The organism is Balneolales bacterium ANBcel1 (assembly GCA_029688905.1).
GTDB lineage: Bacteria > Bacteroidota > Rhodothermia > Balneolales > Natronogracilivirgulaceae > SLLW01.
In genome coordinates this window covers 169,493-185,752 of sequence record JARULB010000003.1, presented here as the reverse complement: position 1 = coordinate 185,752, position 16,260 = coordinate 169,493, and the positions used below count along the sequence as shown (strand labels likewise).

The following is a 16,260-nucleotide window of genomic DNA, read 5'->3' as shown; positions in this document are numbered from 1 at the left end:
CCGGATTATTCATGTGATACAGCCTGCGTGCGGCAAGAAAACCGGCACCCGGACGTTGTCCTTATGGACTTTGTAATTCGCGGTATTTGCCGTATATTTTCAAGCTATCTTAACAGCTTTTATACCACCAGATATATCTATTTAAATTTCGTTCCTGAGGTTTTTCTATGGGTTTGATGCAAAAACTTAGATCCGGCACCAAATATATCATTTGGATTCTCATCCTCTCTTTCGGTCTTCTCTGGGTACTGGCGGATACCCAGGTATTCGATGCCATGATGGCCGGTCCCAGAAATATGGGCGAAGTGAACCGGGAGCCCATTTCCTATGCCGAGTTCAACCAGCGTGTCAATCTTTTTACTGAGCAGCATCGTGAGCAGACGGGCGCCAGTCCCGATACCGAAGTGCGTGCCCAGTACGAGGAGATGGCATGGGAGCAGCTGGTGGTTGACAGAATCTTGCAGCAGAGGATGCGGGATCTTGGCATAACGGTTACCGACCGCGAACTGGTTGAAATGGTCACCGGCGACAACCCCGATCCCTTTATCCGTCAGCAGTTTACCCGCGAAGACGGCACCATCGATCGTATTGCCCTGCAGAATGCCATCGAATCACCGGAGAACAGGGAAATCTGGATCATGATCGAGCAGCAGCTTCGCGAGCAGCGCCGCCAGCAAAAGCTCAACCAGTACCTTGAAGCCTCGTTGCGGGTTAGCGATTTTGAAATTCAACAGCATTATAAGGAGCAGAACAGCCGTGCAAGCCTCCGGTATGTCCGTTTTCCCTATTCCGACATCTCCTCGGATGAAATTGAAATCGCGGACTCCGACATCCAGGCATTTTATAATAACAACAAGCAGAGGTTCCACAGAAACAAGTCATGGCGCTTCTCCTACGTCACGTTCTCCATTGAACCGACCCCGGAAGATACTGCCAGAGTACTGAATCAGCTGGCCGATCTGCGCGAAGACTTCCGCCAGGCCGAAAACGCGGAACAGTTTCTGCGCAATAATTTTTCGGAAACCAGCTACTTCGACAGCTTCCTGAGTCCGAATGAAGTTCGCCGGGAGCATCTTCGCGTGTTTGAACTCGATGTAGATGATGTGACCGAACCCTATATCTACAACAACAGGGCACACATGCTCCGGTTGCTGGAAGAGCGTTCCTCCGACCAGACCTACGAGCGGGTGCGTCAGATCAGGCTCAGAAATAACGATCAGGACCGGGCCCTGGCATATGAGCTGATGGAGCGATTGAACAGGGGAGAATCTTTTGCAGAGCTTGCCCGTTCGTATTCGCGTCACAGTGCATCGGCTGAACGGGGCGGTGAACTTGGATATGTCTCACGCGGAGGATGGTCGGAGGATGTTCTGGCCAATGTGGTATCGAATACCGCTGTCGGACAAATTGCAGGCCCCATCCAGGGAGAAGACAATATTTCTCTGTTGGAGCTGGTAGACAGAACAAACCGCGAAGTACGCTTTGCGGATCTGAGCCGTGATATTGAAGCCGATCCTTTTGAGACCATTCAGCGTCTGGCAAATGAAGCTGAAGATTTCCAGTATTTCGCAGAGGCTGACGGATTTGTCGACGAAGCCGAGCGCAGTGGTTTTGTCGTAGAGGAGGCCGTTGCCACCGAAGGCAGCCCGTTTATTGCGGGGCTGGGTCAGAGCCGTCTTCTGCTCAACGAATTGGCCCACATGCGCCGTGGGGATATTTCGGATGTGATCGAAACCGAAGAGCGATTTATCGTGTTCCGGGTGGATGAAGTGATTCCTGAAGGCCCGCGTCCTCTGGAAGAGGTCCGGTCGCAGGTTGAGTCCCTGGTGCGTGACCAGAAAAGAAAAGAGCTCATGACCCGGCGGGTCAACGAGATGCTCGAGGGCCATCAGTCGCTTGAAGCATTTGCCGAGCAGCATGGCAAACAGGTGCGGACTGTCGAAAGTGTTCGCCTGAGCGCATCTACCGTGTCCGGTGCCGGACGGGAACCAAAACTGGTAGGCGCGGCTTTTTCACTTCCGGAAGGCCGTCTTTCGCCTGTGATTGATGGCAATAATGCGGCTTTTGTGATGGTAGTCGACGAGCGTACCATGGCGGATCCCTCGGCAATTTCGAGCAGTGATCGCCGTGAAATCCGCAATACACTTCAGCAGCGGAAAAACCAGGCCTTTACAGAGGTATGGGTGGATCGCGTGAAGGCAGGCGCCGATATTCGCGACTTCCGCGTACAGCAGAGAATGATGCAGCCGCAGGCTCCGATGTAATTATCGCAAGGGGCTGCCGCTTGAGCAGCCCACCCGGTTATGGGGTTCTCCTCGACAGACAAAAAACGGATGAAGCGGGCTCTCAGGCTCGCCGGCAAAGGGAAGGGATATGTAGCTCCCAATCCGTTGGTTGGCTGTACTATCTATTCAAGAGACGGTGATCTGATTGGGGAAGGATATCACGAACGCTACGGCAAGGAGCACGCCGAAATCAATGCACTGAACAGCATACGTGACCGCTCCGATTTGATCGACGCCACCGTATATGTCACCCTCGAACCCTGCTCTCATCACGGAAAAACCCCGCCCTGTGCCCTTGAGCTTGCCAGATACCCGTTGAAGCGGGTGGTGGTTGCCATGAGAGATCCCAATCCGAAAGTGAACGGAGATGGGTTGCGAATTATGAGGGAAAAGGGCATCGCCGTCGAGACCGGCCTTCTTGAGGATGAAGCAATGCGCCTTAACGAGACGTTCCTGTTCAATATCCGGTTCGGCAAACCCTACGTGATTCTCAAGGTGGCACAGACACTGGACGGGTATATAGCGGCTCCGGACGGCGACTCCCGGTGGATCACCGGCACGTCGGCCCGGAAGATGGTTCACCAGTGGCGCAGCGAGTACGATGCGGTCCTCATAGGCAGGAACACGGCATTGATGGACAACCCCCGGCTCACGGTCAGGCATGTCAGCGGCAGGCAACCGCGCAGAATTGTGATTGACGGCCCGGGTACTCTGCCGGACGACCTGCACCTTTTCAGCGATATCCACGAAGAGAAAACCATAAGAGTGACCTGCGGCAACCGCCCGTCCGGGTTCGAAAAGGATCCGGCGCTAAGCCTACTTCAGCCGGATACATTTCGCGGCAAAACGTTGAACGTGACCGAACTGGAAGGCCATGCCAATCTGGAACAGGTGATCAGTGAGGCGGGTGCACTTGGAATCACATCCATCCTGGTGGAAGCCGGAAACCATTTGGCCTCCGCCCTGGTCCGGCAAAATCTCGTGGACAAGCTCCACCTGTTCATCGCGCCCAAAATGCTGGGAGGCGGAACGCGGAGCTTCCTCGGCCTTGGCATCGACCGAATGAGTGAAATTCTTGAGTTCCGCTCTGGCGAATGGAAAAAAACAGGTGACGACATGCTGTTTACCGGCTATTTTTAGAAATTTCGGGATGGTGTTGACACTGCCTGTCCGAATGATATCCCGGAAAACGGGGTTCGTCAGACAGATGGGAGGTCGCATATTCACATTTTAAGTTTACCGGAGGTGAACGAGTTATGTTTAATGGAATTATTGAAGAGCTGGGTACCGTGAAATCGGTCCGTGACATCGGAGGCGGAAAGGAGCTGACCATTTCCTGTGAACTGGCCGATTCCCTCGAGGTGGACAACAGTTTGTGTGTTAATGGTGTCTGCCAGACGGTGGTCCGGCAGGATAAAAACTCGGTGTCGGTACAGGTCGTTGAAGAGACACTGCGAAAAACCGCATTGGGCAGTTTGAAAGCCGGCTCCAGGGTTAACCTGGAGCGGTCTCTGTCGCTGGCGCAGCGCATTGACGGCCATATCGTTCAGGGGCATGTCGATACCACCGGCGTTGTAGCCGATGTTCGCAAGGAAGGAACCAACTGGCTGGTCACCATAACGTTTGACCCCGAGTGGAGAGACCTTGTCGTCGGGCGGGGCAGTATTGCGATAGACGGAATCAGCCTGACCATAGCGCGGGAGACGGCGCAGGATTTCACCGTGGCCATCATCCCCTACACCTGGGAGCATACGGTGATCAGCGATCGCAAGAGAGGGGATCGCGTGAACCTGGAGTTTGACATTCTTGGCAAATATGTGCTTCGGTTCATGCAAAATCGTGCCGGCGAACACACCTCCGGTTATGATGAGGGCGGTCAGACATCAGGAACAGGTGCCGGTTCCGGTTTTTCCCCCGGATCGGGCCAGCCGGCCTCTTCCGGCCCCCGATCCGCTTCAAACACGCCGAAGATGGACTTTTTTGGCATGGGTGCCGGCCAGGACAAAAGAGGGGGCGGTTCTGGCGGCGAGGGACTCACGGAAAAGAAACTTCGGGATTCCGGATTTACTGACTAACCTGCGCTTGGATCCGTCAGGCGAATCCCGCTGTCAGCGGAACCGGTTGATCGGACTCTGCTGACGCTCAAGATTATTCAGGCCGGGTAGTTTCTGGATCAGGCCCTGAATACGGGTGTCGCGCACCGTCAGCCGGAACAGGAAGAACTTCATATCGTCGAACGGATTCCACTGAAAAGAGAGATCCCAGCAATGCAGATTCCTTGTGATATTGAAGCGCGCCGGGGTCAGTTGTTTCTGGATGAGGTCGTAGCCGATGCGGGTACTGAACTGCCACTCCGGAGTGAGACGCATCTGGATGTTGGTTGCTTCAATCTGAGCGCTCTTTTGCGAGGCGCCGGTTGCGGTTCGGTTCCAGCGATAGTTGAAATTGACGTTGAACGACCAGGGGAGGTCGGTCCGGTAAACACGACCCTCCATGATGGCCCGGTCTACCGGATGAAAGCGGGATTGATCCAGCGGGTCGTAGTGCTCGGGATAATACCAGGTGGTTTGCTCCGGCCGCCGGGCGCCCCCGCTGCTGAATTGCGTGCTGGCCGTCATGGAGAAGTTGGTCATGCGCATAAAGCGGTTTGACTCCTGCCACAGGTACCGGTCAATTCGCCTGCCATCCTCATCGGTGTCGTAAAAACTGAAAGTGGCATTCGCGGAAAGATTGATATTCTGGATGAAGGATGTCCTGAAAGAAGTTCTCAGGTCAGAGAGATTAAAGCTCTCAGCAGCAAAGTTATAACTTACGCTTGCATTAAGCTGGTCGATCAATCTGACGGTATTCTCCCTGCGCTCCCCGGTAGTGTCCCGTCTCACCTCTTTGGTTTCCAGAACGTTGTTGATGCTCAAGCTCAGTGTGCGTTGTTCACCGGCTGCGGGTCCGCCTACAATTCCACCCTGAAAGATGGAGTAGCGCTGGGTGTCTCCATCGGCGGTGGACTGAACATCCCGGTAGTATCCCCAAAAGGAATCACTGAAATCCGGGCTGTAGCTGAAACTAAGGGACGGACGCATGGTGTGACGAAATCCTTCGAAACGTCCTATGCGGGCCTGACTGGTGCCGTAGATAGTGGTGTTAGCGCTTAGGCTGGTCGAAAAATCTCTTCCGGCCGCAAATCCGCTTTCCATGCGTGAGACGACCCGCTCCTGATCGGGATCCCATTCCCGGCGCAGGGTTTCCGGATACCAGTATTCCGTGAAAGTGATGCTGGATGTCAGGTTTGCAAACTGGTTGCTGAGCAGTTGGGCATTGGCGGAGGCGTTGTGCCGCATACCGATATTGATATGCCGAAAGTCGCCGGTGGCTTCACGATGTCTCGACGGGTGGAAGAGGGCCTCCAGAAAGCCGACGTCGGAGTCATCCGAAGGGGTAAAGTTAAAGCGTGAGTTGACGGTGTTCCGGTACTGGAAAGAGATGGATTCGTACCACGATTCACCGGATCCGGGCCCGGACCGCTGAAAGGGTGTCAGGCGTCGCAGGGAAAAGCTGGTGTTGGGACCGGTAAGGCTTGTAGCGTTGGTGGCAAAATTCAGGGAATGGGCTCCGGATGCGCTGAAGGTGTAAATACCGTCGGGGTGATTGAAGTTGTAGGACATATTCGACTGGGTGCTCACCTCGGCACGCTCATCCACGTCATAGGAGTTACGATTGTGGAAATCGGCGGTTCGGAGATTGATATTGGCACTGACGGAAGAGTACGGATTGATGGTCTGTCTGTGATTGACGGCAATCCTGCGCTGGATATTTCTGCTGAAATCGGGATCGGTCGGCTCCATCCCCTGGTCTCGGGAGTAGCCCAGCTGGATACTACCGTTATACCGGTCGGTTCTGCGGTAATTGACGGTGGAGTTGAGGTAATAGGTTCCGGAGGTGAACACATCCATGGAAACCTGGCCGGTCACGTAGTCACTGAAATATTGGAACCAGCCGAGATTTTGGAGTCCGAGTCCCCTGCGCTGTTGATCCTGATAGGTAAAGGAGGGTTCCAGAATGCCGGATTGTCGCCGTGTGATGCTGGAGGGGACGTAGCCGAACGGGAATACCAGCGGGTAGGGAATATCCAGAATATAGAGCCGGGCCCTGGTGAAAAAGATTTCCTCTTCGTCTACCACTTTCATGCGGGCGGCACGGATATAGAAATGGGGATGGTCAAGATCGCAGGTCGAGTACAAACCGTCCTCCACAAAAACCACATGGGGAGCGGTTCTCTTGACCTGTGTTCCGATGACGTTCCCCTGGTCCATAGCCATGCGGGCCACCTCGAATTTTCCCTTGTCGGTTTCGTAATTATAAGAGATTCTCCTGCTTCTGACCCGATCCTCGCCCCGCTGCAATACCGGTTGGGAGAGGGTGTCGGCGTCTTCGGCGGCCCGTGCGCTCATCTCGTTCTTATCCAGATTGAGCAATACCGTTCCCGCGGTAAGTTCTCCCTGAACGTTTCCGACCCGTGCATTGCCGTACAGAGTGGCGATACGTTCATCGCGGGTGGAAAAAATGAGGGAATCCCGGGAGGAGAATCTCACGGGGTCGTGAGAAGGCTCCACAGCCTGCACGGTTTGAGCCTCAAGGGAGACCAGCATCATCCCCGAAAGAACCGGAAGCAGAAAAGTCAGGATACAGAAACGTGCTGAAGGCACAGGGGGAATGCTTAGCGGTGAGGTGCAATGTGCTCGAAGGCCAGGCTTCCGGCACCCAGAAGGGCGGCATCATTTCCGAGCGTCTCATAGCGGATTTCAAATCCTTCCAGAAAGGGAGGCATGAGACGTTCCCTGGCGGCTTTGCGGGCCGGTTCGAGAATCCGGTCGCCGGCTTTTGCGACACCGCCGCTAACGACGATGTTTCGAATATCAAGCGTATGCACGTAGTTTACAATGGCAAAACCCAGCATGCGGCCGGCGTTGGCCAGGATTTCAATGGCCAGCGGATTGCCTTTATCCGCTTCTTCGCTGAGGTGTCGCGGTTCCAGCCGGTCGGGGTTGTCGATGAAATTGCGGCAAAGGGGGTTCTCCGGATGGTCCTTGATCAGCGGCAGTGCATTTCGGATCATGAATCGTTGTCCGAGGTAGGCTTCAACTCCGCCTTTGGCATTGCTGTTGGATTCCGGTCCGTTGTAATCGATAATCACATGGCCGAGTTCGGCGGCACCACCGGTTGTCCCACGGAACAGTTCCCTGTTGTAGATGATACCGCCGCCGACACCGGTACCCAGCGTGAGCATGATAAGGCTCTCCATTTCCCTTCCCACGCCGAAGCGAGAGCAGCCGAGCGCCATCAGGTTTGCATCGTTTTCAACCACGGCGGGCAGGCCGGTGCGCTTTTTAATTTCGGTGTTCAGGTTGATGGTATCCCAGCCGGGGAAGTTGGGTGGGCTGGATACGGAGGTGCGGTCCATGGATATGATGCCGGGTGAACCGATGCCGACGCCAACCGGTGCGTCAGGGGCATCGTCCCTTGCCTTGATAACGGCTTCCGCGATTCGGTCAAGCACGGTTTCGGGTCCGCTGTCGGCGTTGGTTGGAACGGAGTGCCGGGACAGAAGTCCCTCATCCTGGTGAATCAGGGCCGATTTTATATTGGTTCCGCCAAGGTCAATACCAATGGAGATCATGAGATATATTTGAATACTGGTAGAAGTTAACTGCGAAGCCTGCAGGGTATGAAACTGCTGGATGGACCGTGTGCCGGTTTGCCGGCCGTCTATTCCTGAATGCGATAAATGGTTTCACCGGGTTTTCTCATGCCGTACTCCTCCCGGGCAATGCGCTCCAGCATCTCGGGGTTGGAGTCCAGTTCATCCAGCATCTCCTGGATTTTTGCGGTCTCTGACTGGAGACGTTCGGTTTCCAAAATAAGCTCCTCCTTTTCCATGTTCAGCTGAACCCGTGTCCGGACACTGTATGTATCGAGGAAACCAAACCAGAGGATAAGCAGCAGCAGAAGCACCGATAAAAGCAGTGAGCGGCGCCAACGGAGGGGATTTAGAAAGCGGAAATTCATGAGACCGGCTATTTTCAGGATTACATTTTCCTAAAATAACCCATTTTACGATACAACGCATCCATAACGGAATAAAGATATCCCGCTATGGAAATCAGAGGAAATGCCCGTTTTGGAAATGGTGAGATGCCCGCTCCCGGCGGGCGGCGTTTTACCTGGCTGTGAAACTCAACGGTCTACACATACCAGAAGGCGCCCTCGATGTGATTTATCTCTTCCCCTTTTCTGCCGGGATTCATGATGGTGACCACATCGAACCGGACTGGTGCCCCCTCCATCCGTCGTTCGTGCATCCAGGCTTCCGCCACTTTGAACAGCTGTTGCTTTTTCTTTTTGTCGACACTCTCCTCAGGTTCCCCGAAGGTGCGGCTTCGGCGGGTTTTGACCTCGACAAATACAATCTCCCGGTCGGTTGCCGCAACGATATCCACCTCGGCCCGCATAAAACGGTAGTTTCTGTCCAGGATTGTCATGTTCCTGGACTCCAGAAACGCTACCGCTCTGTCTTCTCCGGCTTTACCCAAATCGACATGGTTCATATGCTGATCCGGCCGGAACAGCCGGTTGGTTTAAGTGAATCCGGGTTTGTAGATCCGAGGTTTCGGAGGTGTTAGTTCGAAAAGAAGAAACCGCCTCAGGAAGCCACTTCCCTGCTTTTGGCGGGCTGTTTGCTTTCGGCGCCGTTCCCGGATGAAGACGCGCCTCCGGCGCCTTGTTTCTTGCCGGAATCCTTGCTGCTGTCGTTCGACTTGTTCTTGTAATCGGTCACATACCATCCGTTGCCTTTGTACACCACGCCGCCGCCGCCCGAGATGATTCGTTTGACCTTCTGGCCGGTTTTCGGACAGGTTTTCAACGCTTCATCCGACATTTTCTGGATGATCTCAAACGTGCTTCCGTCTTCCCTTTTGTACTGATACGTTGGCATTTCTACTACAGCTTATGGTAACGGTTTCTTTTTATCGTTGTGGTAAACACCGCCTGTAAGGAAAAAGTTTATTGCTTTTTGAGGGCAGCAAGGCCTTCGCGCAGCCGTTTGATCGCTTCCTGCAGATGCTCCATGGAAGCCGCGTAAGAGAGGCGGATGCCGTTTGGCTCGCCGAAGGCGTCGCCAGGCACAGCTGCGAGTCCGCGCTCTTCAAGCAGGAACATGCATAGATCGGTGCTGTTGGCAATCTTTTGTCCTGAGGGCGTCACGGAGTTCAGATAGGTGGATATGTCGGGAAAAGCGTAGAACGCACCGCCGGGATTAAAGCAGTTGACCCCATCGATTTCATTGAGTGCCTTGATCATGTAGTCGCGGCGTTCGCGAAAAGCCTTGACCATCTCCTTAACAGAGTCGCGCGGACTGTTATAGGCCGCCTCGGCCGCTTTCTGGGATATGGTGGATGGTGCAGAGGTTTCCTGGCTCTGGATTTTTGACACCGCCTTGACGACCTGTGCGGGTCCGGCAAGATAACCCAGCCGCCAGCCGGTCATGGCAAATCCTTTGGAAAAACCGTTAATCAGCAGAATGCGATCCATCAGATCGGGAGCCGCCTGGGCAATGCTCACATGCTCGCCGTCAAATACGATATATTCGTAGATCTCATCGGAGAGCACCATAATGCCGGGATATTCGCGCAGTACATCGGCAAGCGAGGCAAGTTCCTCTTTGGTGTAGCAACTTCCGGTGGGATTGGAAGGCGAGCAGAGGATCAACATTTTGGTTTTGGGAGTAATTGCCTGGCGGAGCTGGTCGGCCGTCATTTTATAGTCGTTATCAAATTCCGTGGCAACAACTACCGGTGTGCCGTCGGCAATTTTGACCATCTCGGGATAGGAGACCCAGTAAGGCGCGGGAATGATGACCTCATCACCCTTGTCGATGGTTGCAAACAAAGAGAAGCCGATCGACTGTTTCGCGCCGTTGGACAAAAGGATCTGATCCGGAGTGTAGGAGAGTCCGTTTTCTTCTTTAAGCTTGGCGCAGATCGCTTCACGAAGCTCCGGGGTGCCGGCATTAACCGTATATCCGTGATGTCCGTCACGGATAGCCTGTATGCCCGCTTCACATATGTGCTCCGGAGTTTTAAAATCGGGTTCGCCCTGGCTTAATGAGATGACGGATTTTCCTTCCCGCTGAAGCTCTTTGGCGCGGCCGGAAATTTTCATGGTTTCTGAAGGTGCTATAGCCTGCACTCGTTGTGCGATCATAATAGTATCTGGTGAGGTTGGGGGTTTACAGTCACTAATAATACGCTTCTACTCCAAAAGCACGTAAATATACAAAACCCGTGTGGTATTCGCTACGGTTATTCAATTCCGGAATTCAAAAAAACGAAAAGTAAACAGGGGTTTACCGGTACTTCCTGTTCAGAGCTTCGGCTACATTTTCCGGGACGAAGTGGCTCAGATCGCCTCCCCAATGGGCAATCTCTCTCACGAGTGAGCCGGAAACAAAAGTAAGCTCCTCGCGAGGCATCAGGAATATGGTGTCGATGTCATTATCGAGCTTGCGGTTCATGAGCGCCATACGGAACTCATACTCGTAATCGGAAAACTGTCGCACACCCCGGATCAGTGTCTTGACATTCATTGAGCGGGCAAAATCGACCAGCAGACCGGTGAACTGGTGGATTTCCACCTTGTTTCCCCAGGGTTTGGTATCGATGCTCTCCCGAATGAGATGCTGTCGCTCTTCCGGAGTGAAGATGGAGTTTTTGCGTGTATTCACGGCGATGGTGATGTAGACCCGGTCGAACAGGTTGGTCGCCCTTTCAAGAATATCGAGGTGCCCGTAAGTGATTGGGTCGAAGGAGCCTGGGTAGATTACATTCACGATGCCCTCCTATTAGGTTTCGGTTTAGTCCGGGATATCGGTTGTTTTTCCGGTGAAGCAGACGTCGGTCGCTTCCCACTGCCGGTACTCCTGCCGGTGGCGCTTTCCGGCATCATGTGAATCCCTGTGAGCCGGGACGGGCCCGGGTCACGTTTTGGAGACCGGGTCTCTGGTGAAAATGGTGACGATGGTTCGGCCATAGGGTTTGGAAAACGCACAATGTGGATGATCCACGAAATTATGGCGTTTGTCGTGCTCCAGAAGGAACCAGCCGTCTTCTTTTAACCATCCGTTATGGATAATGATTTCCGGCAAATCAACCATGTGTGCATAATCGTACGGAGGATCTGCAAAAACAAGGTCATACGGCTGGCCGGGATTTCTGAGCCACGCCTCTACGGTTGAACAGACACTTTGCACCTTCTTGTCGATTCCGAACCGGGAAGCCTGTTTTTCCAGGTTTTCGACGGCTTTTGGGGAAGCTTCCACAGCGCAGACCCGCTCCGCTCCCCTGGAAATTGCTTCAAAGCCAAGATTGCCCGTTCCGGCGAAAAGGTCCAGGACATCGCTGCCGGCAATATGCTTCCGGACTTCAATAACCGCGAACATGCTCTCTTTTGTCCGGTCGGATGTAGGCCTTATCTCGACATTTTTCGGAGCGGCAAAACGGCGACCCTTAAGTGTTCCGGTAATGATTCTCATAGCGGGTTTATGATACCGACAGAAGCACGGCCGGGAAGGCACGTTCCAGTGGGAAGCTGAAAGTCTCTTCTTCGGAAGTGACCTGCATTTTCTTCAGGCTGTCCATGACCAGGATGTCGGAGGAGTCGTCCCAGTACGTGCTGAGCGTTTCAACGATCTCTCCCGAATGCTCGCCAAAAACCATCACATATTCATGAAGGCCCTGGATCCATGAAAGATGGGAGGCATGCTGAAGCCAGTGATAAGGCAGGTCCCGGATGTCATCATAGGAGAAAAACGTGGCGGCCCTGAGCTTGCCGAGAAGATAGGAAGAGATACTCAAGCGGCCTTTGTAGGAGGATACCGACAGGAATGAGCCGCGAAACTGACTGTGCCGGAGCCATTGCTGGCCGATCTGGAAGTCCGAAAAGAGGTGATCCTGACCGGCGTTTCCAAGCAGGGAGGTGAAGGTGAGGATATCGTCTTTGCGCCTGGCAGAGAGCAATTTGAAATCCCGATTGCTCAGCGAGTGCCACTGCAGGTCGGCCTGACCGGAATCCATCCCCTGCATCAGTATGTTCAGATGAGCCTCGCGTTCCTGGTTTTCGTCAAAAACCGTCTTGGGAATAATGCTCCACAACTCAAAAGAAGGGGGGGAAACGGCGAACGATCGAGCGGTGTTGTGATCCTTCATCAAGTTGTGAAGAGTATCACATACGCCGGGGAAAGTTTCCGGATCACGCGTGCTGACGGAATGGATCAGGTCGAATGAGAAATCGATACATCCGATATGCTCAACTACACCGGTTTTTGCCGGACGGGATACCGCGTAAAATAATTTGTTGGAATCGAAATTAATCCCAAGTTGCGCATCCATAGCCGGCATGACGGTGCGGTTAGTTCCAGTTGGTAGCGTTCAGCAGGTTGGTACGTTCCAGGGAGCCGATTCTGTCATCGGTATCCGGGTCTTCAAGCAGATAAATATTAGGCCGGATGGTGTCGTTTAATGCATACTGAAAACGCTGCCCGGTTCTCGGAGAGTAAATTACGGAATCCGGATGATATTGTGACGGGGGACGGAAAGCAAAAAGAGAATCTCCCTTTTGAACCATCTCATCATTGGTTTTCAACCACTCAACCAGTTCATCCAGCGTTTCGGGGAAACCCCCTTCCCTGCGTTGGTGTTCAACAAGAGCGTCCCTCGCTACCATCATTCTGTGGCGAACCTGTTCGGTGATTTCGCGCTGCCGCTCGATTTTTTCGTAAGGTCCGGTAATAGAATCATAAAGCAGCCACGCCAGGCCGATAATAATAACTGCCAGGACGCCGCTGATTATCCTGTTTCGGGTATCGATATCCATGTTGTAGGTACTGAAAAATTTTAAGTAAGTCGGTGCAAGCCACACGCTCGAAACACGAAAATACGTTCGGTAGCTAAGATATGCAACAATACATTGCGCCAGCTGAGAAACGCTATCCGGACGGGTGTATTGTTGCCGAATTCTGAACCGGATTTGCGATATCGCCTTTTTGGTACCCACTCTTTGGAGAAAACGATATTATCCGTCGGTACTGGTGGCGTTGCGGCGCTCCGGCCAAATTGACTGCACAAAAAACCTCATACTCCATGAACAGCCTCTTGTCCATCCTCAGGGATGTCGCCGTCGTCCCGTCCTTTTCATCGTACGAAAACCTTCTCCATCCGGTAGTTAAAAAAAATCTGTCGGCAGTCAAAGGAGCGGAGATTGTCCATGTGCCTGACAACAACCTTGTGGCGCTGATTCCCGGTCAGCCTGACCGACAACCGGTTGCGCTTGCGGCCCATCTCGACAAAATTAATCATTTCGGGGAGTCGCCGCCGGAGACACTCCCTTTTACGGTGGATGATGACCGCGTTACCGGCCAGATGGATAATTCCGTGGGCCTGGCCCTTGCCATGGCGCTTGCCGGGGAGTCGGCAGTACGGAACTTTCCTCCGCTAATATTGCTCTTTTCGGAAATGGAGGAGAGTTACGGCCTTAAACACCATCCACATCTGCTGAGAGAAGGAGGCGCCGGACTGCACCACGGGATCGGGGCCGAGAGGATTGCCAGGCACCTGATTGAGACGGGGCAGCTGCCGGAGTGCGTCATCACGATAGACACCACGCCGCTTTTCAGGGGCGACCGGGGTGTGGCCCTGTACAGCGAACACTGGAAATTCACGGGGATCAAACCGGGGGAAAAAGAGAAGGTGGAGACCGTCCGGCTGCGGGATGAGCTGCTCGCCCTGGATCCCGGCATCATGCTTTCCAACAATACCAACGATTATCTTCACTACGGAGTGGAGTTCAACAAAAACCACGGGCACGGTATTCCTTCGGTGGCCATTGAGCCGGCCATCCACCCCTATCACACAAGAGATGAATCGGTGTTTACGGAAGATATCGAGCGGGCGCATGGCATATTGACCCGTTTTCTCGAGAAGAGGGGATGACGGAATTTGTCACATATTTTTGTACATTACCGCATTATCAATTACCCGATTATTAAACCTGCGATTTAAGAAAATTCCATGCTTTATCAGGACAAGTTTTATTACCTGTGCCACATTCCGCTGAGTGCCGAAGGGCCGGATGATGTTGAGATTATCGAACGGGCGGCAAATTCACGGGCGTTCTCCGAACTGTTCAAAAAATATGAAGAGCTGCGGTCCCACGCGTTTAATGAAGACGGGCTCTACAGCGTTGTCCGGGCAGACGACATCTATGTCCTGATTCGAACAACAACTTCCGACCAGGCCAAATCAGAGGCCTACGATGAGGCCCGACCCGGCCTGATTACCAACCTCGAGCACCGGGTCATGCAGCAAAATGACAAGAACGCCGCGGAAATTCTCAGAAATGTACACGATGTCGATCTGAGCATTTAGGCCGCTCATCCGTGCCCGCCGGGCCCGGCAATCGTCGCATCCATGGTGAACAACGAACCGTCATCACTGAAAGACCGGCTTCTGCAGCTCTCCGAACAAATTGTGGATCTGTCGGATGAGATGGACCGTGCGGATGAGAATGAAGACGAACGCACATTGCAATCGTCGGTTAGAAGCCTGCGCGCCATTGGTGACGAGCTGGTGGACTACCTCAGCCGGGCTTCCGGAGACGACCTTGCGTTTTCACACTTCATGATGGGCTCGGTCTGCAGCCTGCTGGGGTTCTGGCAACGCGCGGAAGAGTCGTACCGGTCCGCTTTGGCGCACTGGCCAGACCACGTAGGCATCCTCAATGAACTTTTCGATGCCCTTGTTGCCCGGAAGAAATATGGTGAGGCCGAAGAGGTGATACGTTCCAGTATCCGCCACGGCGGCGAAACACCGCTCATCCTGCGTAATTATGCGGCGGTTTTGGTTCATCAGAAAAAGCTGAACGAAGCCAAAATCGTTATGTTCAATTGTATTGCCCGTTTTCCGGACGACCAGGAGAGCCGGGTTTTCCTTGATAAGCTCGAAGCGGCCGGACACCGGTAACCTCCCTGCCGGACTATTAACCAGACGAATCACCTGTACCGATGAAAAAACAGAAAGGCTACGTGCGGCTGACCCCCCGTGTTCGGGCGGAGATATTATATGAGGACAAGCACCTGATTGCGGTCAACAAGCCGGCAGGAATTTTGACGGTTCCCATCCCCGGAATGAAATCCGCCAATCTTCAGGAGCGCCTGGACGACTACCTGGAAAAAGAGAAGAAAAGCGCCCACACGGTACACCGGATCGATCGTTTTACAAGTGGCGTAGTACTCTTCGCGAAAAGCAGGAGGGCTTGCGGCCGGCTGATTGAGCAGTTTCGCAATCATGAGCCGGCGCGGATTTATCTGGCACTGGTGCGAGGAATACCCGATCCGCCGGAAGGCGAGCTGGTTCACTATATGAAACGGGTGAAAGAGGGATTTCGGAATGTCGTGGTATCTGAAAAAGATCCGGACGGCACCCGTGCGTCTCTCCACTTTCGGGTTATTGAAAGCTTTCGGGACTCGAGTCTGCTGGAAGTGGCGCTGGAGACCGGCCTGAAAAACCAGATCCGGGTGCAACTGGCGGAAATCGGTCATCCCACGGTTGGCGATCGGCACTACTCCGTAGACGAACAGGAGGAGAAACTGATCGACCGGCAGGCACTGCATGCCTCGCGCCTGGAGTTTATCCATCCCGTAACCGACACCGTCGTGGGACTCGAAGCGCAGGTCCCGAAAGATTTCAAGCGGCTGCTTGTGTATCATCGAAACCGCAACTGACGCATATTGCGCGAATCCCTGGGTACCGCTTTCCAGGCAACAAAAAACCCGGACTCAGACGTGTTCGCATTGTACGGGTACCGGGATTGTCCGTGAGAGTGACCGCTGTTCTCCCAGGTACGACGGCAACGTGTGCCGCATGCC

17 protein-coding genes are annotated in these 16,260 nt (G+C 53.7%); 7 read left to right on the top strand and 10 right to left on the bottom strand.

Annotated features, from left to right (window positions below):
- Positions 1-176 precede the first annotated feature (176 nt).
- The 3 genes from QA596_05145 to QA596_05135 all read left to right on the top strand — a co-directional run bounded on the left by QA596_05145 (position 177) and on the right by QA596_05135 (position 4,360).
- Positions 177-2,264: a peptidyl-prolyl cis-trans isomerase gene (locus QA596_05145; protein MDG5766845.1), complete on the top strand. Its 2,088-nt coding sequence runs from the start codon at positions 177-179 to the stop codon at positions 2,262-2,264.
- A 39-nt stretch (positions 2,265-2,303) separates the two neighbouring features.
- Positions 2,304-3,425 (top strand): bifunctional diaminohydroxyphosphoribosylaminopyrimidine deaminase/5-amino-6-(5-phosphoribosylamino)uracil reductase RibD, encoded by a 1,122-nt coding sequence (ribD, locus tag QA596_05140; GenBank protein MDG5766844.1) that lies wholly within the window; start codon positions 2,304-2,306, stop codon positions 3,423-3,425.
- 116 nt (positions 3,426-3,541) lie between these two features.
- Complete coding sequence (locus tag QA596_05135; protein MDG5766843.1) at positions 3,542-4,360, top strand: riboflavin synthase; 819 nt, start codon at positions 3,542-3,544, stop codon at positions 4,358-4,360.
- Between the two features lie 33 nt (positions 4,361-4,393).
- On the opposite strand, the gene QA596_05130 is transcribed toward QA596_05135, so the two are convergent.
- From QA596_05130 to QA596_05085, 10 genes are all read right to left on the bottom strand, one after another.
- Positions 4,394-6,988 carry a putative LPS assembly protein LptD gene (locus QA596_05130; protein MDG5766842.1) on the bottom strand — a complete coding sequence of 865 codons (2,595 nt, stop codon included), beginning with the start codon at positions 6,986-6,988 and terminating at the stop codon, positions 4,394-4,396.
- A gap of 11 nt (positions 6,989-6,999) precedes the next feature.
- Entirely contained in the window at positions 7,000-7,959 is a 960-nt protein-coding gene (locus QA596_05125; protein ID MDG5766841.1) for an ROK family protein, read from the bottom strand.
- Positions 7,960-8,048: 89 nt separating this feature from the next.
- A complete protein-coding gene (locus tag QA596_05120; GenBank protein MDG5766840.1) occupies positions 8,049-8,348 on the bottom strand; it encodes a septum formation initiator family protein in 300 nt (99 codons plus the stop codon).
- 176 nt (positions 8,349-8,524) lie between these two features.
- Positions 8,525-8,887: a YraN family protein gene (locus tag QA596_05115; protein MDG5766839.1), complete on the bottom strand. Its 363-nt coding sequence runs from the start codon at positions 8,885-8,887 to the stop codon at positions 8,525-8,527.
- 95 nt (positions 8,888-8,982) lie between these two features.
- The gene (locus tag QA596_05110) at positions 8,983-9,276 is read right to left on the bottom strand and encodes a zinc ribbon domain-containing protein (GenBank protein ID MDG5766838.1); all 294 of its coding nucleotides are present in this window, start codon (positions 9,274-9,276) and stop codon (positions 8,983-8,985) included.
- A 68-nt stretch (positions 9,277-9,344) separates the two neighbouring features.
- Positions 9,345-10,544, bottom strand: a complete 1,200-nt coding sequence (locus QA596_05105) for a pyridoxal phosphate-dependent aminotransferase (GenBank protein MDG5766837.1) — start codon at positions 10,542-10,544, stop codon at positions 9,345-9,347.
- Between the two features lie 142 nt (positions 10,545-10,686).
- On the bottom strand, positions 10,687-11,169 hold the full coding sequence (gene coaD, locus QA596_05100) for a pantetheine-phosphate adenylyltransferase (GenBank protein ID MDG5766836.1): 483 nt from the start codon (positions 11,167-11,169) through the stop codon (positions 10,687-10,689).
- Positions 11,170-11,316: 147 nt separating this feature from the next.
- Complete coding sequence (gene rsmD / locus QA596_05095; protein MDG5766835.1) at positions 11,317-11,871, bottom strand: 16S rRNA (guanine(966)-N(2))-methyltransferase RsmD; 555 nt, start codon at positions 11,869-11,871, stop codon at positions 11,317-11,319.
- Between the two features lie 7 nt (positions 11,872-11,878).
- Positions 11,879-12,736 carry a hypothetical protein gene (locus QA596_05090; GenBank protein ID MDG5766834.1) on the bottom strand — a complete coding sequence of 286 codons (858 nt, stop codon included), beginning with the start codon at positions 12,734-12,736 and terminating at the stop codon, positions 11,879-11,881.
- 10 nt (positions 12,737-12,746) lie between these two features.
- Positions 12,747-13,211 carry a hypothetical protein gene (locus QA596_05085; protein MDG5766833.1) on the bottom strand — a complete coding sequence of 155 codons (465 nt, stop codon included), beginning with the start codon at positions 13,209-13,211 and terminating at the stop codon, positions 12,747-12,749.
- 266 nt (positions 13,212-13,477) lie between these two features.
- Between QA596_05085 and QA596_05080 the strand changes: the two genes are divergently transcribed.
- The 4 genes from QA596_05080 (at position 13,478) to QA596_05065 (ending at position 16,116) form a co-directional block, all read left to right on the top strand.
- Positions 13,478-14,326, top strand: coding sequence for a hypothetical protein (locus QA596_05080; GenBank protein ID MDG5766832.1), 849 nt, complete (start codon positions 13,478-13,480; stop codon positions 14,324-14,326).
- Between the two features lie 78 nt (positions 14,327-14,404).
- Entirely contained in the window at positions 14,405-14,761 is a 357-nt protein-coding gene (locus QA596_05075) for a hypothetical protein (protein MDG5766831.1), read from the top strand.
- A gap of 42 nt (positions 14,762-14,803) precedes the next feature.
- Positions 14,804-15,355 (top strand): tetratricopeptide repeat protein, encoded by a 552-nt coding sequence (locus tag QA596_05070; protein MDG5766830.1) that lies wholly within the window; start codon positions 14,804-14,806, stop codon positions 15,353-15,355.
- A 41-nt stretch (positions 15,356-15,396) separates the two neighbouring features.
- Positions 15,397-16,116: an RNA pseudouridine synthase gene (locus QA596_05065; GenBank protein ID MDG5766829.1), complete on the top strand. Its 720-nt coding sequence runs from the start codon at positions 15,397-15,399 to the stop codon at positions 16,114-16,116.
- Positions 16,117-16,260: the final 144 nt, after the last annotated feature.